The sequence below is a fragment of the Arcicella sp. GW458-12-2-14-TSB2 genome (genome assembly GCF_059423785.1).
On record NZ_JBWKYN010000044.1, the window covers coordinates 12,100 to 34,578 of the forward strand.

Here is a 22,479-nt window from a genome sequence, read left to right on the forward strand (position 1 = left end):
TCTGCCTTTTACTATTTATCTTTTTTAGCTGCTATAAAAGCACCATCTTTATCAAAATAAACATAGTATTTGTCTGTACCAAAGGTAATAACCACTAAATAAGCTTGTGCTACATCGTTATTTAATGTAATGCTTCCTTTACTGAATACCCAGCCAACATATACTTTATTTAAATAATCTTTAATTACCTGCGGAAGGTCATTGGCAGATGCAATGCTCTTTTCTTCAAATTTAGGAACTGTTGGTAATTTCGGTTCTAAAACACTGATAAATTTACCACTTCCATCAAAATTGAGGGTAGCAATTTTACCGTCTTTTGAAATAGCCACCGTATAAGAATCTGGCAAGGTATCTTTTAAAATAACAATTCCTTTCTCATACTTCCATCCTGAATAATTAGTACTAAGATAATCTTTAATTGCTTTTGGTAGCTCTGAATCTTTCAAAGTTTTAACTTCAAGCTTCGGCAATTTCAATTTTATCGTGTTCTTACTTTTCAACGTACCTGCACCATCAAAGGTTAATTCATACAATACATCGCCAATTTTAGCTGAAACAAAATATGTCTTCGTTCCATCAGCGTTAGTTTTCACAAATGCCCTTTCAAATTCATAGCCGCTCAACTGACTTTGAATATTGGCAGGCAAATCTGTCAAACTCACTGAATAAGTTTTAGGAGCATTTTTTGGATCAGGCTTTTGACTTTTCGGTTCTGTGAAAGAAGCCACAAAAGTACCCGTTGCATCGAAGAGTAACGTAATTCTTTGGTCGTTGAAAGCTATCAAAATTTTATAAGAATCCTTACCGTTGGCATCTTTTCCTACCCCTACTTTTTCAAGCTTATAACCTTTGTAATTCGTTTCAAGATATACCTTGATGGCATCTATCAAAGCGGTTTTAGTAGTATCTGCCTTGACAGTATAGGTACTTAAAATTTTGCCTGTAGCCGCAACTGTAGCTTCGTGGGCAACACCGTTTACTGAAAAATCGCAACCATATACTTTATTTGAGTCAATCGTTGTTACTAAAAGTTCTGTAGCCGTTGGGTAGTCTTGTTTAATTACTGCCGAAACCTTTGCCACTGCTGCTGCATTGGTTGTTGTTTGGCTTTGGCTCTGTTGATCAAGATTTATGTTTTCTTTACAGCTCGTTAAAATGCTCGTCAATGCGAATGCAAAGACAAAAAGGATTTTTTTCATAATTTCACACAAATTTGGATTACACTTTGATTGAAAAGTTAAAACTGTTTTCCCCTGATTTTTTGATCAGGAAAGTCAAGGGAAGATTTGAGATGCATTTCAAAGAGATAGACAACCCAACCCAATAAAAGGGTTGCATGAACCAAAAATAATTTGCTAAAAGAAGGGAAATAAAAAGGTGTTTATCAAATACTTAGTTAGCTCTTGATAGTATGACGTTTAAATTTCTTCCAGCCTATAAAAGCCAGCACTAAAAATAGAATAACGCCCAATACATACCACATAGTGTAAGATGAATTTAAAGCGGAGGCATCGCCCACCAATACGGCCCCTGCCCAAAAAGTAGGTAATTGATTTTCACCTGTTTGACTTTGCAAGAAGGCTATTTTAGCTTTTTGAAGGGCCACATCTTTGGTAAAACCTTCAGACAAGTATTGATAAAATAATTCATTTAAGGAATAGGTGGCTCTGTTTTCCACACTCCAAAGCGTTGTTAAAGTAGCAGGAATGCCTAATGTGGCAAAACCTCTGGACAAGCTCAGAATGCCTTCGCCAGTGGCATTTCTTCCTACTGCCGTTTTGCAAGCTGATAATACTAATAATTGCGTTTTGAATCTGTTCAATACGCCCAATTCTGATAGTTTTAGAACAGAATCGGCAAAGTAAATCATCGGTTCTTGGTCGCTATTATCTGCTTGGGCGTGGGTGTATAAATGCACAATCTGATAGTTATGGGCATTATTAAAGAATGTTTTTTTATCAGCGCTTTGATTGATAAAGGTTTTCCCAAAATAGAAAAAGTCGGCTACTTTTGATAAAGATTTATCCGAATCTGTCAGTTCTGTCTGATTCAAGTTTTTTTGGTATGCAACAGGTGCCATTCCAAAGAATTTCTTTGTCAGGGAGAAGCTTTCATTACTAATATTTTTCAATAAAAATTGTACCGAATAGGTATAACTAATCGCATAATCTTTTAGTAAATATTCAGATTTTCTTGAAGACTTACTCATGGCTTCAAAAGGCAAAAAATATCCATCCTGTGCGATGATTACCCTACCTTTGGGGACATCTAGTTTAGCAAAAAGTTGTTGATATAATTGATTCCCTACTTTCAAAAAACCTGAGAAATCAGCATTAGCTTTTTGATTATCGGCACAGTAATTCAAAAATGCTTTTGAATTTTCTTCATAATTTACCAACGAAATCTTCTGTAAATAGGCTTGGTCTGGTAATACTTTCATGGCATAGATGGCCTCGTTGCCTACAAAATATTCTACTAGGCAAATGTCTTCCTTCGTAAATTGTGTAGGTTTTTTAAGGTATTTTTTCACATCAGCCAAGCAAGCCGTTGTAGTGTCGTATTTATATTGATAGTAAGTCGGATTTTTGAGTTCTAAGCTTTTAATAAAAGCCGCTTGCTCTTCTTGGGCCTCTAATAATTGATTTTGTAAGGTTGTATTTTTAGCATTTTTGCTATTTTGTCCTACTAGCTTCGTATTATACTCCGTGATTTTTTGCTGTAATGATTTCTCTTTTTGTAAATCTTCAGGCGAAAGTTGTTGCTTGGCACTTAGTTCATTCAGTCGGTCATTTAGCAATACAGCCTTACTTTTCTCGAAAAAATAAAATGCTTTTTCGTAGTTCTTTAACAGGTAACAGGTTTCAATTGCTTGTTCATAAAGATGATGTGTTTTGTTTCGCCAATAAAGTTTCGATTCTGTTCCTGAGTGTTCAAAACGCATTAAATCTACCAACTGATCGGCTACGATGTAGGTTTTCAAGGCATTTCTTAAATAATCTTTCCGTTGTGTGGCTTTGTGATATTCCAGCCAAGTATCTGCTTTATCTTGCAGGGTAGTGAGCAAATAAGATTTGAAGTCGGCTGCTTGTAATGATTTGATAGAGGGAATATCTGCCAATTGTTCAGATTTAAAGCCGATTGGGGCAACTTCAAAAGCTTTTTGGTAATACTCAAACGCTTTTGGATAATCCTTTTTCTTCCAATATACCGCCGCAATATCATCATAGATAATTACTTTCATGTAGGCATTATCCATCGTTTGCAAGGCCATCAAATAGTTTTGTAGGGCTTGGTCATAGTCTTGCAAATACTGGTAATAGGTAAAGCCAATGTCTAAAAAATTCAAAGAGTAACTATAGGTATTGTTACTAAGCTTGTAAAGTTTTTGGCTTTTCCGATAAGATGCGATGGCTTCTTTGTAATGTTTTTGAGCGGTATATAATTGTCCTGCCCAATAATAGGCATAAGGTAAATAACCAAGAGGGTCTTTTTCTTCTAATAATTGTATTACTTCTTTCAGATTATCACTCGCCTTATCGATTTCTGACATCATCGTGAGTGTCTTTACTTTTTCTATCAAACTAAAAGCCAATCCTTCATGATTTTTGGTTTGTTTAGCAAAGCTAATCCCTAAATCTACGCTACTGATGGCCTTTTCAAAATCGCCCATCTTACTAAAGATATTTGCCTTTTGTGCATAGGCTTTTGAAAGATAGTTGGTTTTTTCGAGATTGGTTTTGGCAATAGCAATACACTTATCAAGCTCGTCTAATGATACCTGATAATGCCCTAGCTGGTTTTCATAGCGGGCTAAATAGAAATAATTAACTTCTAAGCCGAAATGATTAACATCAGCTCTGCCAGATTGATTGATTTGAATAGCCTTTTTGGTGTAGATAATGGCATTGTCATAATCTTTATCGTTCGCATAGCAATCAGCAATATGTTTTAAGATTGAAGCATAAATGGAGTCTTGACCAAAGCATTTTTCACTGCTCTTTAACAATGATAGATAGCTTTTTTTTTGTTGAGCAGGAGCTAGTTTTGAGATTTTTTGAAGGGCATTAATGGTTTCATTGCGTGAAGGACAATCCGCCTTCGACAAGTAGGATAAGGATAAAATTATAAGGGATAAAATAGCTTTTCTGAACACCAAAGTAATATTTTTAGGTTTTAAAGAGATAATAGGCGATTAAATTAATACTTAAAACCAAGAAAATAATCATTTCAAAAAACTAATTTTCAGTTGAAAAAAATAAACCCTAGTCTAATGCTCAAGACTAGGGTTTACTATTTATTAACATACCTGATAAGCGAAAAATAATCAACTTTAATGAAGTATTATTTAAAAAATACACGCGGAAAAGTCATTGCTACAGGTTTTTATCCTATCATTTATTTTGACAAGTACAAATTACGTTCTCCGTAAACTTTGCGGAAGAAATCATCTTTTAATGAATCGATAAAATAAATTGCTTCACCCGTCGATTTCATTTCTGGTCCTAATTCCATGTTTACGTTCGGGAATTTATTGAACGAGAATACTGGAATCTTGATAGCATATCCTTTTTTCACTGGGTTGAAAGTAAAGTCTTTTACCTTCGCTCCTAGCATTACTTTGGTAGCATAATTTACATAAGGTTCTTGGTAAGCCTTGCAAATAAATGGTACCGTACGTGATGCACGAGGGTTAGCTTCGATGATATACACTACTTCGTCTTTAATGGCAAATTGGATATTCAATAAGCCTACAGTGCGAAGTGCCACCGCGATTTTCTTGGTATGTTCTTCTATCTGACGAATTACGTTTGGTGATAAATCGAATGGAGGTAATACTGAGTGTGAGTCACCTGAGTGAATACCCGCAGGCTCGATATGTTCCATGATTCCGATGATGTACACATCTTCGCCATCACAAATGGCATCTGCTTCTGCTTCGATAGCATTTTCTAAGAAGTGGTCAAGCAAGATTTTATTGCCTGGAATATCTCTTAGAATATCTACTACGTGTTGTTCAAGTTCCTGTTCGTTGATTACAATCTTCATCGACTGCCCACCCAATACATAAGAAGGACGAACCAATAAAGGATAACCCAAAGAACGACCTAATTCTACGGCATTGTCTGCGTCTTCACACACCCCGAATTTAGGGAAAGGAATATCGTTTTCTTGTAATAACGTAGAGAATGCTCCTCTATCTTCGGCTAAATCTAGGGCTTCAAACGAAGTACCGATGATTTTGATGCCGTGCTTAGTAAGTTTCTCTGCTAATTTCAAGGCAGTTTGTCCACCTAATTGTACGATTACTCCTTCAGGTTTTTCATGCTGAATGATTTCGTAAACGTGTTCCCAGAAAACTGGTTCGAAATATAATTTATCAGCAATATCAAAGTCTGTCGAAACCGTTTCAGGGTTTGAATTAATCATGATGGCTTCATAACCTGCTTCTTTAGCCGCCAAGATTCCGTGTACACATGAATAATCAAATTCGATACCTTGACCGATACGGTTTGGTCCTGAACCTAATACTACTACCTTTTTCTTATCTGTTTTTACTGACTCGTTATCTAACGTCTCTGAACCTTGCGAGAAAGTTGAGTAGAAATAAGGCGTTTTAGCTTCAAATTCTGCCGCACAAGTATCAACACATTTATACACACGCTTGATACCTAAGCTATTTCTTTTCTCAAAAACTTCTGATTCTAAACAACGTAGAGAGTAAGCAATCTGACGGTCGGCAAAACCTTTGTGTTTCGCCTCTTCCAATAATTCTTTTGGAACCGAGCTTAGCGTATATTTTTCTAACGTGTTTTCAACTCTTACCAAATCTTCAATTTGGTATAAGAACCACTTGTCGATTTTAGTTGTCTGCTGAATAGTTTTGAAAGAAATACCCATTTTGAAGGCATCATAGATATGGAATAGACGATTCCAAGATGGATTTGCCAAAGAGTGCATAATGGCATCTTGGTCAACCAATCCCTTGCCATCTGCTCCTAAACCATTACGTTTGATTTCAAGCGATTGACAAGCCTTTTGAAGTGCCTCTTGGAAGTTACGACCGATACCCATTGTTTCACCAACAGATTTCATTTGTAAGCCCAACGTTTTGTCAGCACCTTTGAATTTGTCAAAGTTCCAACGTGGTACTTTTACTACTACGTAGTCAAGTGCTGGCTCAAAGAAAGCCGATGTTGTTCCGGTGATAGCGTTTGTCAATTCATCCAAGTTGTAACCAATCGCCATTTTAGCAGCAATTTTTGCAATTGGATAACCCGTAGCTTTAGAAGCCAAGGCAGACGAACGAGATACACGTGGGTTGATTTCGATAGCGATGATGTCGTCGTTTTCTGGATTTAAAGAGAACTGAACATTACATCCACCTGCAAACTGTCCGATAGCGTTCATCATTTTGATAGCCATGTCACGCATTTTCTGATAAATTGTATCAGGCAATGTCATGGCTGGTGCTACCGTGATTGAGTCTCCCGTGTGAATACCCATTGGGTCGAAGTTCTCAATCGAACAAATGATGATTACGTTTCCTAAATTATCACGCAATAATTCTAATTCGTATTCTTTCCAACCCATGATAGACTGTTCTACCAGTACTTCGTGTGTTGGCGATGCATGCAACCCTTTGTTTAAGGCAGCATCAAAATCTTTTGGATTGTTTACGAAACCTCCACCTGTTCCGCCCAACGTAAATGAAGGACGAATTACTAATGGGAAACCTGTTTCTTGTGCAATCTCTTTACCTTCCAAAAACGAACGAGCAGTGCGTCCTTTACAAACGCCTATACCAATTTCAATCATTTTCAGACGAAACTTCTCACGGTCTTCAGTAGTTTCGATTGCTTTAATATCAACACCAATAATGCGTACACCATATTTTTCCCAAATACCCGAAGCATCACAGTCGATGGCTAAGTTCAAAGCCGTCTGCCCACCCATTGTAGGTAAAACAGCATCAATTGGCATGCCTTCAGCTTGGTGTTTTTCTAAGATTTCGATGATTGAATTCTTATCAAGGGGTTTTAGATAGACATAATCCGCATTAAGTGGATCAGTCATGATTGTAGCTGGATTGGAATTAATTAAAGCAACTTTGATACCTTCTTCTCGGAGTGAACGAGCTGCCTGCGAACCTGAGTAGTCGAACTCGCAAGCCTGACCGATGATAATTGGACCTGAACCGATAATCAAAACGGACTTGATGGATGAATCTTTTGGCACTTTTTGTATTAGTTTTTGAGTTGGATAGTTTTAATTTAAAGACATTCTTTAAGGTATTTACTTCCCAATGTTCTATCAAGAGAACAATATCCAAGAATTAAAAAAATTAAAACCACTGATTTTGGAAAGCGATTTGGGTAATTTTTGAAGAGATACTTAACTCGGAGACTAGCGTAATGGATAACTATTAACGAATAACCGATAACGTATCCCCAAAAATTGTACAAAGGTAATAGAAACCAACGAAAGTAAAAGGCTAAGATTTCATTTTAAGGATTAATCAAACTTATTCTTTCTTTAGTTACATTTTAACAAACTTCTGTTAATTGGATTAATCTAAGACTTTCTGCTTTAAAAATTTATATTATATACTTAAAATATGATATTAATCTAATAAACTTTATCTTTGCCCCATGAAGTGTATTTTAATAAACATATTTTTTCAAATGAAAATCACATTCTTACTTTTCATAAATTTTTTATTTGTTTTAAATTTTGACAGCCTTTCCCAAAAAAAGGTAGAAATATTATTAATTGGGACTTCGCATAACTACGAACTTAACGTAACCAATGATTTTGATTATGTAAAAGAGGCTGTTAGGAACTTCAAACCTGATATTTTTTGTACTGAATACCTGTCAAAAGACAATGAATCTCAATCAGTCATTGAGACCTATTATGGCGAGCGCATGATGCAAAGAAGGGAAATGCTCCTTGCCAAAAATATCATGACAGAAAAGGAAATTCCTGAAATCATTAAAAAAAGTTATAAAACCTTAAAGGCAAACCCTGATTCTAAACAAGCTAGAATAGATTTAGCCCATGCTTTGTACCTTAGTGAAGACTTAGGCAATGCGCATTATCAGATTTATCAATTGATGAAAGCTGATTTGAACAAAGAAGAAAGTGAATATTTGAGCAATATATTCGATGTAAAAGATTCGCTTATCAAATATACCTGCCGTAAAAATAATGAATATACTAACCTTGTTTTTCCGTTGGCGGTTGAATTGAACATCCAAAAACTATATGGTTTCGATTGTCAACGCTTTGACCCTCTTTGGAATGTAGCTTGGGAAAAATCAGATAGCCTTTATACAGCGTTTGAAGATAAACTAAAAGCAGATACCAACGATTTAAACAGTAAGAAGTCGTTGAAAACGATAGATGCTTTTATGAAAGAATATTATGCAAGTCAAAAAAGACTAAGAGCGGCCTATCAAGAGGGAACACAAATTCATTTTTTCAATACCAAAGAGTTTGATGACCTAGCGGAATGGGGAGATTTTTTAAGAGAAGATATTTATCAATTAGAAGGTTTTCCGACGGAAGCCTACCAAGAGAAAAGAAAGTACTGGCAACAACGCAATGAGCAAATGGTACAAAACACCCTAAAGGCCATCAAGCAAAGTAAAGCTAAGAAGGTAGTGGTTTTTGTAGGAGCTTCGCACAGAAGGCTACTCTCGCAAATGTTTGAACGAAATCCGAATGTAACGTTGAAAACAATAGATCAAGTTAATTAAATTATTTTTATTTTATCAAATAAGGCTTCTGTAGAACACGGAAGCCTTATTTTGTATTATTCCAATATTAACTATATTATATTCAATTTCATTTAATCTTTGAAACATTTTTTGTTAACCACCTGTTTTTCAAATAATTCAATTCTAGTTATCTAGGCGAATTGAACAAGTTATTTTAGAGGATACCGATATTTTATCTTTCGTGTTTCCAATAAATTATCATTAAATTTGCAGCATATTCAAAGTATTAAGACTATTTTTCCTTCTAAAATGAAAATAAACTTTCAGTATCAAGAAAAATTTGAGAATCGCCACAACAATTCAAATGTTGCAGACCGTGAGGAAATGCTCAGCACTATTGGGGTTGATTCTATTGAAACACTCATCAATCAAACTGTTCCTGCTGCCATTCATTTATCTCGTCCATTGAATCTTCCAAAGGCAAAATCTGAAGCCAAATTTTTGAAAGATTTCAAGAAACTATCACAACTGAACGACACTTACAAGTCTCATATTGGGATGGGTTATTACGATACCAATACACCAGCCGTTATTTTAAGAAATATTCTTGAAAATCCGGGATGGTACACTGCTTACACGCCTTACCAAGCAGAAATTGCCCAAGGTCGTCTAGAAATGTTGTTGAATTACCAAACCATGATTATTGATTTAACTGGGATGGAAATTGCCAACGCTTCTTTATTAGACGAAGGCACTGCTGCTGCGGAAGCCATGACGATGCTTCACGGACAAAGAAAAGCGGTAAAGAAAAATGCTGAAACCATCTTCGTTTCTGAACATTGCCATCCACAAACAATTGATGTACTGAAAACAAGGGCATTGCCATTAGGTATTAAATTATTAATCGGCGACCACCGCACTGTTGACTTAACCCAAGAAGACATCTATGCGATGGTATTACAATACCCTGCATCAGACGGACAAATATTTGATTATACAGATATTATTGCCGCTGCTCATGAACTAAGTATTAATGTAGTTGTGGCTTCTGATTTGCTAGCGCTTACTTTATTAAAGTCACCAGGTGAAATGGGGGCTGATGTAGTAATCGGTACTTCACAAAGATTTGGTGTGCCTATGGGCTTTGGTGGTCCACACGCTGCTTTCTTTGCGACAAAAGAAGAATTTAAACGCCAAATTCCGGGTCGTATCATTGGGGTGTCTGTGGATGCTGAAGGAAACCGTGCCTTGCGTATGGCTTTACAGACGCGTGAGCAACATATTCGTCGCGAAAAAGCTACTTCAAACATCTGTACCGCACAGGTATTATTATCAGTAATGGCTTCTGCTTATGCTATTTATCATGGGCCAGAAGGCTTGAAAGCAATTGCCGAAAGAGTACACGGTTTGACAAAACTAACAGCACTAGCTTTAGAAAGCTTAGGCTATGATATTGAAACAGATTCATATTTCGATACCATTAAGGTAAGAGTAGGCGAAAATGAAAAACGCTTGAAAATGGAAGCCGTAGCCAATGGTGTAAACTTCCGTTATTACGAAGATTATAATTATATCGGAATCTCGCTGGATGAAACTTGTACAGTAGAAGACGTAGAGACGATTGTTTATATTTTTGAAAAAATTGGCAGAAGAGAAGTAGAACTTTCTACTTTGTTTGACCAAGTAGATTACGCATTCGATGAAACGGTAAAACGTACTTCTTCATATTTAACGCATCCTGTATTCAATAGTTATCATTCAGAACACGAAATGCTTCGTTATTTAAAAGCATTAGAAAACAAAGATTTATCAATGGTACATTCTATGATAGCTTTGGGTTCTTGTACGATGAAATTGAATGCTACTACCGAAATGATTCCTGTTACTTGGGCTGAATTTGGTAACGTGCATCCGTTTGCTCCAAAAAATCAAGTTGGTGGTTATACTCAAATGATTAGTGAATTGAACGATTGGCTTTGTGAAATCACAGGCTTCTCGGCAATGTCATTCCAACCAAACTCTGGTGCACAAGGTGAATATGCTGGTTTGATGGTGATTCGCGCTTATCACGAATCTCGTGGTGATTTCAACAGAAATATTGCCTTGATTCCTTCGTCTGCACATGGTACAAACCCAGCGTCGGCAGTTATGGCGGGCATGAAGGTAGTAGTAACCAAATGTGATGAAAACGGAAATATCGACCTTACAGATTTAAGAGCTAAGGCTGAACAATATGCTGAAAACTTATCATGTTTGATGGTAACTTACCCTTCAACACATGGTGTTTTTGAAGAATCTATCAAAGAAATTTGTGCGATGATTCATGAGTTTGGTGGACAAGTATATATGGATGGTGCTAATATGAATGCACAAGTAGGCTTGACGTCACCAGCTACCATTGGAGCGGACGTTTGTCACTTAAATCTTCATAAAACATTCTGTATTCCTCACGGTGGTGGTGGTCCGGGTATGGGTCCTATCGGTGTGGCGAAACAATTAGTCCCTTTCTTACCAAGCCATGCTGTCGTAAAAGATACAGGCGGAGAATTAGGTATTACAGCGGTTTCTGCTGCTCAATTCGGTTCAGCATCTATCCTTACTATTCCTTATGCATACATTGCATTGATGGGTGGCGATGGCTTGACGCGTGCTACTGAAACAGCTATCTTGAACGCCAACTATGTGAAAGCTCGTTTAGAAGGATATTATCCTGTGCTTTATACAGGTTCACAAGGACGTTGTGCCCACGAAATGATTTTAGATTGCCGTCCTTTCAAATTATCAGCAGGTGTTGAAGCAGAAGATATTGCTAAACGTTTAATGGACTATGGTTTCCATGCTCCTACGCTTTCGTTCCCTGTAGCTGGTACATTGATGATAGAACCCACTGAATCAGAATCAAAAGCAGAATTAGATCGTTTCTGTGATGCCATGATTAGCATTCGTGAAGAAATTCGTGAAATAGAAAATGGTCAGGCGGATAAAGCAAACAATGTATTGAAACATGCTCCACATACACAATCAGTAGTGTTATCAGAAAATTGGGACAGACCTTACACACGTGAAAAAGCAGTATTCCCTCTTCCGTATGTGAAAGCTACTAAATTCTGGCCAGCCGTTTCAAGAATTGATTCAGCTTATGGCGACCGTAATTTGGTTTGTAGCTGTTTGCCTATTGAAGAATATGCACAGGCGTAAGGCTTGAATCAGATATAATAGTAAAAAAGCCCTTTCTCTTTCAAAGAAGGGGCTTTTTTATGTTCAAAAATACGATTTATCACTAGCGAGGGACTTAAGTCCCTTCGCTAGTGATAATCATGGAAAACTCACCGCAGTATCGTCAAAGTACCATTATATTGAAAAATGGGATGGTCTGGATACAGGACAATTTTATAAATATAAGTGCCTTCATATAGTTGATTTCCTGAGTTCGTTCCATCAAAAGGCGTATAATTCCCTTTTGAATAAAATACTACATTTCCCCATCTATCATAAACATGTATTTCGGCATCAGGATAATTGTTGATACCCGATAATTCCCACTTATCATTTTGCCCGTCTCCATTAGGAGAAAAAGCCGTTGGCACATAAACTTTGTCGTAAACTAGCACAGCAATATCATCTTTGACACTGCATCCTCTAGGACTGGTTACTAAAAGTGTATATCGAATACTCTGATTAGGTGATGCAACAGGGTTAGGAGCATTCGGATTATCAAGGCTAGTTCTTGGCAACCATGCATAGGTATAGTCTGAACCGATATAACCCTTTAATGTTACGCTATTTCCTTTGGGTAAATATATATCATTACCCAAATCCAATTTTGGCAATGCTTCAATATAAACTTCTTGGCTAATCTCACTATTTAAACAGCTCAACACCCCATTTATTTTATACTTAATAACGTGCTTACCAAACCCTGCTTTTTTATAATCAAACACTGTAGCTGTTGTATTATCAATCGTAAAAACACCTCCAGACGGAGAGCCTTTTAAAGTAACAGGCTGATAGTCTGTTCCACAAACAGAAGCAACAGTTTCCATTGAAGTAGATGAGTTATTAAAAAAAGCTATTTTAACAGGTGCCGAAGTATCATTACAATCCAGTTCGTCGGTAACTTTTAGGGTATAATCTCCGCTAGTCCTCACTTGTATTTCTGTGTCTGTGCTAATCTCACTTCCATTCAAAAACCAATTATAGGTTGTTAGTCCTGTTGGTCCTTTCAAGGTTACTAAATCTCCTTCACAAAACTCTGTCTTGTTTGGGTCGTTAGTGATAGTTGCTTTTGGGTCAGCAATGGTAATTGTAATTTTTTCAACAATTTCAGGACAAGCTCCGGTGTTAGGTACGGCATAGGCAACTTCATGCTTGCCTACTCCTGCCACAGCAGGGTTAAAAGTACCTAATGTTTTATCAGTTATGCCAGCTCCTCGATATTCTCCACCAGCAGGCGAGCCTTGCAAATTGAAGGGAACAGCATTTAGTCCACAAATAGTAGGTACTGTATTTAACTGAACGACTATCGTAGAAAAATAAGTTAACGTATAAGGTTCTGATGCTGTGGTACAACTATTTTCATCCGTCACGTATAGTCTATAAGTACCTGCTTTTTTGGCTGTTAGCTGTAGTCCATCATCTATTAAAGTAGTATTATTATACTCCCATCTATAAAAGGCAGTCGATATTTGATTGGCATTTAGCTTTACTTCATCTCCTTGACAAATCTGATTAACATTGGGTGATGGCGTAATAATTGATTGCGGTGCTCCCAACATTACCACATCCAATTGTTTTGAATACATTACTATTCCGTTTACATCAATAACTTTTAGCCTATATGGCAGTGCTTCGTTATGACTAACAGTAGGACTATTGGAATTGGGAATGGCAGACCATCCATTTGGGCGAAGAATTTCCCAAGAATAAAAAACATAGTTAGGATTTGGGTCTATATATATTCTGATTTGTCCACCTGGACAGAGGCCTATTCCATCTTTTTTTAAATCAAAAGCATCATACACCTGCGATTTAGCCTGCTGAGAAAAACTCAGCAAGACTATCATGAAAGTAAAGTAAGTACGTAATGCTTTTTGAAGATGAAACACTATGTTGATGATTTTTCTATTTGGAGGTAATTTATGCCCAATAACAAGCCCGACTATTTATAAAAACGACTGGCAGTAATAAATATTATCAATAGTCTGGCTTCTACCAGATTGAAAATTAAGTAATTAAATTGATTAATTACTCATTATCAGCTTTCGGATTCAAAATTAATCATCCTATAGAAAGAAAGCAACTTGAAAAATGAAGAGAAGGCGGTAACTTTGCTGATAGAAATAATCATTAAGCAATCATTCCATGTCTAATAACGATATTTTAAAAAAACTAAGGGTAGCTCTTCAATTAAGAGATGACCAAATTGTAGATATTCTAAAATTGGTAGATTTCAACGTATCTAAAGCTGAAATTGGTGCTTTATTCCGTAATGAAGACCACCCAAATTTTAAACCTTGTGGAGACCAGATTCTAAGAAACTTTTTGAATGGCTTAGTAATCCATTTAAGAGGTCCTAAAGAAGACAAGAAGCCATCGCCAGTTAAGTAGTGTACGTAAAATAAGTGATGCTTATTGTCAGATTAAATTATTGTATATCAATATCTTAAATACAAAACTCATCACTCACAACTCATCACTTATTACCCGCGTTTTGTTTGCCAATCTTGCTGTTGGCTTTTTGTCAAGAATGTCCAAGCAAGTATTCTGCTTACTTTTTGTCCTTGTGCCATATCAATGGTTTTTACCTCTAAAGCCTTTACCTTTTTTAATAAAGCATATGCCTTTGGTAAGGTAGTTTTCTTGGAAATAAGCGAAGTAAACCACAAGCAATTATTAGCAAACAATGTACTTTCAGCGATCATATTTGCTATAAATGTTTCTTCGCCACCTTCACACCAAAGTTCGTTATTTTGTCCCCCAAAATTAAGTACCTTGTTATTGCTCTTCCCTAAATTTTTCCATTTACGTTCAGTGCCAGCTTTTGCCTCGGCCATTGAACTATGAAAAGGTGGGTTACACAAGGTTAAATCAAAGTATTCGTCTTGTTGAATAATTCCTTTAAAGATGTTTGCAGGGGAAGTCTGCCATCTACATTCTACTGTATTTTTCAAAGAATCATTTGCTTCAATAATTGCCTTGGCTGATGCTATTGCTTTTTTATCAATATCTGCTCCTACAAATTTCCAAGCGTATTCATGGCTACCTATAATGGGATACACACAGTTTGCCCCAATACCAATATCCAATACTTGTATCTTATTTCCAGTGGGTATATTTCCCTTGTTGGCACTTGCCAGTAAATCTGCTAAATAATGAATATAATCTGCCCGACCGGGGATGGGTGGACAAAGATAATCACGTGGAATATCCCAATGACTAATCCCATAAAAATGCTTCAATAAAGCTCTATTAAGCACTTTTACGGCTTCAGGATTGGCAAAATCTATGCTTTCAACATCAAATTGATTGTGAAAAACAAATTTTGCTAGCTCGGGTAACCTAGCAATCAATGCCTTAAAATCATATCGAAAACGATGAGGATTTCGAGGATGTAAGCCTGATTTTTCAGAAGTATTTTTTACAGAATCTTTACTCAAGTTCTTTTAGTGATATTTTTAGTGATTGGTGATTAGTAAATAGTGATTAGGTGTGCTTGTCTAAAATAAGTTAAAATTTATGTCAACCAATTTTAGGCAAGAACAAGGAAGAGGTCACTCATGGCATGACTTTGAGTCATGCCATGAGTATTTTAATCTGCTATTCAGAAAAAATTACAGTCTCAAATCAAATAATTCTTTTGAGCGAATCCACACGATGGTTACAATGATTAAGGTCATTGCTCCGCCAAATATTACAGAAGGTACTGTTCCCATTACCTTAGCCAAAAATCCTGATTCAAAAGCTCCTAATTCATTTGAAGAACTCACAAAAATGCCATTTACAGAAGAAACCCTTCCTCGCATTTCATCAGGAGTAAAGAAACGCAAAATAGTTTGGCGAATAATAACACTTACACTATCGAACACTCCTGTAAAAAATAAAGCAATAACCGATAGCCAGATATTAGTAGATACGGCAAAAACCAATGTAGCCAAGCCAAAGCCTGCAATGGCTAAGAGTAAGTTACGCCATGCTTTACCCAAAGGTGGTATATAAACCATCACAATCATACACAAAACGGCGCCAATGGATGGAGCGGCTCTTAGAATACCCAATCCTTCTGCTCCTACATGAAGTACATCTTCTGAATACACTGGTAATAAAGCAATTACGCCTCCAAAAAGCACCGAAAACAAATCTAAAGAAATAGCGTAAAGGATAATTTTTGTTTTGAAAACATATACAATTCCTTCACGAAGTGAGAAGAAGATATTTACTTTTTGTTCATTTTGCTGAGGAATTGGCGGAGCTGTAATCATAGAAATGAGTATCATTACTAACACAAATAATCCTACCACACACCACAAAGCATGCGTAAGCCCAAGATATGCATATAAAAAACCGGCTAGGCCTGGTCCTAAAATTGCTCCTGCTTGCCAAAAAGAACTCTGCCACGTTGCCGCATTAGCAAATACTTCTTTAGGGATTAAAAATGGATTCAATGAGCTTGACGCTGGACTATAAAAACCCCTTGAAAAACCAATCAGCATAATTACGCCATAAACAACCATTAGCATCTGGGCTTGCGTCAGACCACTCGTAGGATTAGTCGCCCAAATTAACACGACTGACCCCAAAGTAATGAAGGCTAAACTGACCTGCATAATGGTTTTCTTATTTCTTCGGTCGGCGAAATGCCCTCCGAATAATGCCAATGAAATATAAGGTAAGGCTTCTGCCAAACCGATTAATCCAAGTGCCAGAGGGTCGTGGGTGATTTTATAAATAGAGTATCCAAGAATTACTTCTTGAATGAGTAATGCCATCGTCACAAAACCGTTGGCAAATATGAAGGCTACAAATTCTGGATATTTTAGGGCTTCGTAAGGAGATTGTTTGGGGGATGAATCTGTCATATTTTTATAATGTACTCATTTTAATGGTTAAGTTGACCACTTTTCAAGAGAAACCCATTAAGAAACCTCTATTTCAAATTGAGGTAATTTCTTAGTACTTATTACATTGATACTATCGCCAAGCTGTATGGTATCCAATACAGTTACCAGTAAATTTTGTCCAAATAATACTCTTTTACCAGCCTTTCTGTAGGTTGATAATGTATAGAGTGGGTCTTTACCTGTTTTTTCTCCAGACTCTTGGTCAATGGTTGTCATGATACATCTGGCACATGGTTTTACACCCCAAAAAGTGGCTTTCCCTATCTGTACTTCGTACCAATTTTCTTCTTCATAAGCTTCTCCTCCTTTGAAAACTAAATTCGGACGAAAACGATTCATTTTCACACGCTCATTTAAACGATTATTTAAATCATCTAAAGACGATTGCCCGATTACTAAAAAAGGATAAGCATCAGAGAAAGACGTAATCTCTTCGCCAGTGATGGCATATTTTTTATCTACCTCTCTCCTACTGTCTTCGGGCATATAAACCACCCTTACCGTCATTGCCAAAGCCTTTGAAAACCATTCGTTGGCTTCAGTACTTACTTCCAAGGCATCTATGGTATCATCCCACACTTTTACTTGCACATATTCATGATGATTGGGTGGAGTAAGGCTTACTTTAAGAGGCTCAACAATATCTTTCCTATGGGTAATCGTCAGGAATTCAGCATCAATACTAGGCTGAAAAAGCGCTAACTGAGGGAATTGTCTTTGGGTAAGGAAAGTGCCTTCTTCGTTTACTAAAAGCCATCTTCGGTCATGCTCAATGCCTCTTTCAGTAACTTTAGCTTCTTGAAGGCTAATACCAGCAAGCGATTTTACGGGGTAAATCCAGATTTCAGAGAGTTGAAGCATAATATTCATAATTTCCCACAAAAGTACAAAAACCTGTGGAATTTGATGATTCACACAGGTTTTTGTTTTATTAAAAAGAATGTAATTATACTAATCCCCATTCCCCAATGCTTACGTTATCAGCATTTGGTTTAGTTTTTCGTTACTGCTTTTACCGTGTAACCTTGCTTCTTCAATAAGGATAATACCCCTTTCGTACCTCCTAAATGCCCTGCTCCTACGCCAAAAAAGGTGGTTTTTTCTTTCATGATAGTGGCCATTCTAGGAACCCAATTGGCGTTTCTGGTTTCAAGTAAATCTTTTTCAAAACCAGCGTCTGATGTGGGTGAGTTGGTTATATCCGACAGTAATGCTTCTATATCTTGTTTTTTATAATCTTTAATCATCTGCTTTAATTCCTTCTTGCCGTCTGTCCAGTTATCTACCATTTTTACTAGCATCAAATCCGCTTGTTTTTCCATACCCATTTTATCTAGGGCATCAAACTGTTCTTGTACTAATTCAAGTCCTTTTACTTCCTTTTTCTGTTCTTGCGCCATCTTGACAAAAACCTCCTCATAGCCTTGCATCGGACAACCTAGCATACTAGGGATACTCATCGAACTAAGGATAAAAGGCTTCATGCCATCCATAAAAGCGATATTGGTTTTTAAAGAGTCTTTAAAAAACTTGGCTACTTTGGTATAATCTGCTTCCGACATGATTGTTTTCAACGTCTTACCGTCGGGCATCATCATATTTTTTTGCATTTCTGTCATCATCGACGGGTCATCCATATCGATTTCTAAATAAACTTGCTGAGCCAAGGCAAACTTACTTTTTACAACTTCTGGCAAGAAAAAATCATCTTTACAGATAACATGTATGGTACCAAAAATATAGGAAGGTTGTGAAAGTCCATTTCCTGAAATTTCGTAGAGTAATGATTTCTCTTCTTTTTGTCCATAAATCTTAGAGAAATATAGAAAGCTAAAGATTAATGAAATAGTAAAAAACTTAATAGGATTTGCCATTGGGGGAATAAATATTAAAGGTTTTGTTTCTTGCTTGAATGTTTTTTTTGTCCGTGTATGTATCAATATCGCTTAGTCGATGCTCTCTTCTAATTCCGCTAAACAGCTTTTTAGTTTGTCTAGGTGTTGGCCATATACTTTACGAATATAAAATTTAACCCAAAAATAGCCTAAAGGAGAAGTAATTACAGTAATACCTATTAAAAATGTTAGCGATAATTCTTGACCTGTGAGTTCTACGCCCACAACCATTCCATAAAACATCATCGGAAAAAGCAGCACATAATTGATAATCAAGTAGATGCGAACAAATTTAGAAAATTGTTCTACCGTAATCCGCAAAGAGGTAATTAAACTTAATCTTGTTTCAAATGCTTGGAGAGAACGATATTCAAACCAAAAAACCACTAAAGTAACAACAGTAGTAAAAATCAGCGTTGAGCAAACATATTTATGAAAAACGGCAATGTCTGTAAAGAAAATAAAGTATAGGAAGATGGGGATAAACAAAATGCTTATGATAAACTCAAACATCATGTTTTTTTTCAGCCTTGCTATCACATCATTTGATTTACCCTTCATCATCATTGAAAATTCGTCGTTTTCAATCACTTGAGCAGACATATTTTCAAGGGATGTTTGTTGCCAAATATTTTTTAATTCGTCTAATTCCATGTTTTGTTTTGGAGCATAATAGTTTTACAATAGTTGTGAAACTATTTGGTATTGGCCATCAAAGTTCTTAGTTTTTCACGTATTCTAGTCATTTTCACTCTTACATTATTCTGACTAATACCGATTATCTCAGCAATTTCTTCATTATTCTTTTCTTCAAAATACAGCATAATAATAGCCTTTTCAATTTCAGATAGTTGGTCGATGGACTGATACAATACCGCTAGTTTTTCTTCAATGCTGTAATCATACTGATTGTCCGAAATATTGGTAATGGTTTCCGACAATTCTACTCGGATAGGTTTTCTACTTTCTTTTCTAAAATCAGAAATGGCGACATTTAGTGAAATTTGGTATATCCATGTCGAAACCTTTGCTTCGTGCCTAAACTTCGGGAATGCTTTCCATAGTTGAATCACAATTTCTTGAAACAAATCTTTACGGTCATCATGGTCACGACGATACATCCCGCACACTTTATGCACGATGCCCTGATGGATTTTGATTAGTTCAACAAATTGATTTTCTACTATTTGGTTCAATACATTGGAGGTTTTGAATGATTAGTCGAACGAAGATTATGATAATTACAGAAAAAAGAGATTATTTTTAATAGTTGTAATTCTTCCTTGTTGAAGTTATTTTGGAGATGCCAACAAAGGCAAAATCTAACGTACTGCATTCATTTTAAAAGGAAAATAACTTTAAATTGCATACATAAAACTAAAAAATATTGATAATAATATGTTAAGCATTAGTGTAATTAAAGCTGAATATATAGACGGACTTATACTGAATATTACTTTTTCAGATAATAGTCAAAGAAAAGTGGATTTCGAACCATTTTTAACGGGTAAAGAACATGCTATCTTTAAGTTTTATAGAAAAGTAAAAAACTTTAAGCGCTTTAGTGTTGAAAATGGCAAACTAGTTTGGGGAACCAATTGGGATTTAATATTTCCAACATCTCAGCTTTATAATGGACAAGTTCTAGTTTAAAATTACTTACACAACGTTTTTAAAAACCACATAAAATAAAACGCATACCTACTTCAATCTCTCTAAGATTTTGTTTAAATTGAATGATTCTTAATATCTCTAAAAGTCAATTCAAAATTATGCAAAAACTACTGACAACCTGCTTGTTATTCCTCACTTTCTTATCTAATGCTCAAAAACGAAAAACCACTATCCCTGACCGATTTGCGGGTTTAGATACTGCATTAAACCATATTCTTACCGACTGGAAAGCACCAGGGTTTACAGTAGCCATCATCGAAAAAAACAAAGTGGTATATGCAAAAGGATTTGGCTACCGTGATTATGAAAGTAAGTTGCCTGTTACACCGAATACTTTATTCGCAATCGGTTCGTGTACAAAGGCTTTTACGTCTTCGTTAATCGGTGTTTTACAAAAAGATGGTAAACTAGAATTAGACAAACCTGTGAGTAATTATTTACCTGAGCTAAAGTTCTACAACGATGATATGAATAATAAAATTACCCTTCGTGATATGATGACTCATCGTACAGGACTTCCTAGACATGATTATTCTTGGTATTTTTCCCCTACCTCTCGTGATAGTATTTTAACACGCATACGCTTTTTAGAGCCTTCTACTGGTATTCGCGAACGCTGGCAATACAATAATTTCATGTTTGTGGCTCAAGGTATCGTAGCAGAAAAACTTACTGGCAAAAGCTGGGAAAATAATATTAAAGAGCGTTTTTTTAAGCCCCTCAATATGACAAATTCTCATTTCTCTATCAAAGAATTTGATAAAAGCAGTGATGCTGCTAAAGGTTATGGCTTAAAAAAGGATAGTTTAATCTATCGTTTAGATTATTTTAATATCGATGAAATGGGCCCTGCGGGGAGTATTAATAGTAATGTATTAGAAATGGCTAATTGGGTTTCTACTTGGATTAATGGCGGTAAATTTGAAGGGAAAGAAATTCTATCTCCTCAATATGTTGCTGATGCGATTTCTTCTCAGATGGTCATAAACGGTGCTTTGCCCAGTAAAGAAACGCCTGACCTACACCTATCTACTTATGGATTTGGGTGGATGCTATCTTCATATCGTGGACACTATCGGGTAGAACATGGTGGAAACATTGATGGCTTCAGTGCTAATACTTCCTTTTTCCCAAGTGACAGTTTAGGTATTGTTGTGCTGACAAATCAAGATGGTTCTGCTGTTCCTACGCTTGTCCGTAATATCATTGCCGACAAGATGCTCGACCTTAAATATTATAATTGGAGTGGAGAACGGTTGAAAACATATAAAAAAGCGATCAAAGAATCAAAAGAAGCTAAAAATAAACCAACAAGCAACCGAAAAACGAATACGAAACCTTCGCATAGCCTGAGCGACTATACTGGTATATTTGTCAGTGATGGTTATGGGAAATTAAATGTCAATCAAAAAGGAGATTCATTGTTTTTACAATCGCCCAACCATCAATGGTGGCTTTCACATTATCATTACGATACTTTCTTGAATTTTGACACTAGATATGGTATTGATACTACGAACAAAAGTTCTATATTTTTTCAATTCAACACTGGGGTTAACGGTGAGATTGAAACATTATCAGCCATCGGATTGGAACCTACTATCGGTAAACCAATTGTGTTTAGTAGAGTGATTCCTATCAAGCCCATTTCGGCAGAAGAATTGAAAAAGTATGTAGGCGAGTTTGATTTAGGAGGTGTTACGATTAAAACGTATGTTAAGAATGACAAAACGCTTTATGTCTTTATCCCCGGTCAGCCCGAATATGAATTAGCCTCTATTGGCAATCACAAATTTAACCTTGTCAAGTTGAAGGGTTACAGTGTTTTGTTTGATATAACGCCAAGTCTGGAAGTTACTGCGATTACTTTTGTTCAACCCAATGGTAATTTTAAAGCGACTAAAAAGAAATAGGGAAAACATGAGTTATTCCAAATTTTCTCTAAAACTAACGAGTTTTAGAGGATTTCAGAGTTTTTGTAATTTATTCTGGTCCTTACTTTTTGCCTTGATGCAAAAAGTAACAAAAAAATCAAGAATTCCTAAACTCGCTCCGCTCAAACAGTAGGAATTC

Annotated in this window: 15 protein-coding genes; 5 read left to right on the plus strand and 10 right to left on the minus strand. The window is 36.2% G+C overall.

Features of this window, described 5'->3' with window-relative positions; all coding sequences use genetic code 11:
* Positions 1-11: 11 nt before the first annotated feature.
* From AC07XN_RS08640 to carB, 3 genes are all read right to left on the minus strand, one after another.
* The gene (locus AC07XN_RS08640) at positions 12-1,199 is read right to left on the minus strand and encodes a PepSY-like domain-containing protein (RefSeq protein WP_494742741.1); all 1,188 of its coding nucleotides are present in this window, start codon (positions 1,197-1,199) and stop codon (positions 12-14) included.
* Between the two features lie 197 nt (positions 1,200-1,396).
* Positions 1,397-4,105, minus strand: a complete 2,709-nt coding sequence (locus AC07XN_RS08645) for a CHAT domain-containing protein (RefSeq protein ID WP_494742742.1) — start codon at positions 4,103-4,105, stop codon at positions 1,397-1,399.
* A gap of 290 nt (positions 4,106-4,395) precedes the next feature.
* A complete protein-coding gene (gene carB, locus AC07XN_RS08650; RefSeq protein ID WP_494742743.1) occupies positions 4,396-7,236 on the minus strand; it encodes a carbamoyl-phosphate synthase large subunit in 2,841 nt (946 codons plus the stop codon).
* Between the two features lie 446 nt (positions 7,237-7,682).
* Here carB and AC07XN_RS08655 point away from each other — a divergent pair, with 446 nt between their 5' ends.
* Positions 7,683-8,759 carry a DUF5694 domain-containing protein gene (locus AC07XN_RS08655; RefSeq protein WP_494742744.1) on the plus strand — a complete coding sequence of 359 codons (1,077 nt, stop codon included), beginning with the start codon at positions 7,683-7,685 and terminating at the stop codon, positions 8,757-8,759.
* Between the two features lie 270 nt (positions 8,760-9,029).
* Positions 9,030-11,918 (plus strand): aminomethyl-transferring glycine dehydrogenase, encoded by a 2,889-nt coding sequence (gcvP, locus tag AC07XN_RS08660; RefSeq protein ID WP_494742745.1) that lies wholly within the window; start codon positions 9,030-9,032, stop codon positions 11,916-11,918.
* A gap of 128 nt (positions 11,919-12,046) precedes the next feature.
* Here the strand turns inward: gcvP and AC07XN_RS08665 are convergent, their stop codons facing one another.
* Positions 12,047-13,825: a T9SS type B sorting domain-containing protein gene (locus AC07XN_RS08665; RefSeq protein WP_494742746.1), complete on the minus strand. Its 1,779-nt coding sequence runs from the start codon at positions 13,823-13,825 to the stop codon at positions 12,047-12,049.
* Between the two features lie 256 nt (positions 13,826-14,081).
* Between AC07XN_RS08665 and AC07XN_RS08670 the strand changes: the two genes are divergently transcribed.
* Positions 14,082-14,327, plus strand: a complete 246-nt coding sequence (locus AC07XN_RS08670) for a DUF1456 family protein (protein WP_309914291.1) — start codon at positions 14,082-14,084, stop codon at positions 14,325-14,327.
* 92 nt (positions 14,328-14,419) lie between these two features.
* Here AC07XN_RS08670 and rlmF read toward each other — a convergent pair whose 3' ends face one another.
* From rlmF to AC07XN_RS08700, 6 genes are all read right to left on the minus strand, one after another.
* The gene (rlmF, locus tag AC07XN_RS08675) at positions 14,420-15,376 is read right to left on the minus strand and encodes a 23S rRNA (adenine(1618)-N(6))-methyltransferase RlmF (RefSeq protein WP_494742747.1); all 957 of its coding nucleotides are present in this window, start codon (positions 15,374-15,376) and stop codon (positions 14,420-14,422) included.
* 174 nt (positions 15,377-15,550) lie between these two features.
* Positions 15,551-16,795: an MFS transporter gene (locus tag AC07XN_RS08680; protein WP_309914285.1), complete on the minus strand. Its 1,245-nt coding sequence runs from the start codon at positions 16,793-16,795 to the stop codon at positions 15,551-15,553.
* A gap of 57 nt (positions 16,796-16,852) precedes the next feature.
* Positions 16,853-17,752: an MOSC domain-containing protein gene (locus AC07XN_RS08685; RefSeq protein ID WP_494742748.1), complete on the minus strand. Its 900-nt coding sequence runs from the start codon at positions 17,750-17,752 to the stop codon at positions 16,853-16,855.
* A gap of 77 nt (positions 17,753-17,829) precedes the next feature.
* A complete protein-coding gene (locus AC07XN_RS08690) occupies positions 17,830-18,711 on the minus strand; it encodes a TraB/GumN family protein (protein ID WP_494742749.1) in 882 nt (293 codons plus the stop codon).
* Between the two features lie 72 nt (positions 18,712-18,783).
* Positions 18,784-19,386, minus strand: a complete 603-nt coding sequence (locus AC07XN_RS08695; protein ID WP_494742750.1) for a hypothetical protein — start codon at positions 19,384-19,386, stop codon at positions 18,784-18,786.
* A gap of 41 nt (positions 19,387-19,427) precedes the next feature.
* Positions 19,428-19,928 carry an RNA polymerase sigma factor gene (locus AC07XN_RS08700; RefSeq protein WP_494742751.1) on the minus strand — a complete coding sequence of 167 codons (501 nt, stop codon included), beginning with the start codon at positions 19,926-19,928 and terminating at the stop codon, positions 19,428-19,430.
* 202 nt (positions 19,929-20,130) lie between these two features.
* Here AC07XN_RS08700 and AC07XN_RS08705 point away from each other — a divergent pair, with 202 nt between their 5' ends.
* Positions 20,131-20,385, plus strand: coding sequence for a DUF2442 domain-containing protein (locus AC07XN_RS08705; RefSeq protein WP_494742752.1), 255 nt, complete (start codon positions 20,131-20,133; stop codon positions 20,383-20,385).
* A 119-nt stretch (positions 20,386-20,504) separates the two neighbouring features.
* Positions 20,505-22,319, plus strand: a complete 1,815-nt coding sequence (locus tag AC07XN_RS08710) for a serine hydrolase (protein ID WP_494742753.1) — start codon at positions 20,505-20,507, stop codon at positions 22,317-22,319.
* Positions 22,320-22,479: the final 160 nt, after the last annotated feature.